Raw genomic sequence first — 322 nt, 5'->3', positions numbered from 1 at the left:
CAGCCTCAACTGGAGAACACACGATGATGAAGTGGATGGGCACCGCGCTGGCCGCGGTACTGCTGGTGAGCGGTTGCGCCAAGGTGGAGGGCGAGCAGTTCGTTGGCCACTGGGTCAACGTGCAGACGCAGGAAGAGACCATGGACATCGAGCGCAATGGCGAGACCTTCATGGTCCGCAGCACCACGCCGAAGTTCTTCAGCCGCCAGCCCAAGACCGCGAGCTACCCGGCGGTGTACAAGGACGGGGCGCTGCAGGTGACCAACGATGGCGAGACAGTGAACTTCGCCATCGACGAGAGCAACGGCCACCTCAACACCGG

The 322-nt window shown here is 63.0% G+C and carries 1 protein-coding gene; it reads left to right on the top strand.

The window, feature by feature from the left end:
• Positions 1-23: 23 nt before the first annotated feature.
• A partial coding sequence (locus XnspCFBP7698_RS21215) for a hypothetical protein (protein ID WP_104581853.1) occupies positions 24-322 on the top strand: 299 nt, incomplete at its 3' end.

Source organism: Xanthomonas sp. CFBP 7698 (assembly GCF_003600855.1).
Lineage (GTDB): Bacteria > Pseudomonadota > Gammaproteobacteria > Xanthomonadales > Xanthomonadaceae > Xanthomonas > Xanthomonas cannabis.
This window is presented reverse-complemented; position numbering and strand designations above follow the sequence as displayed.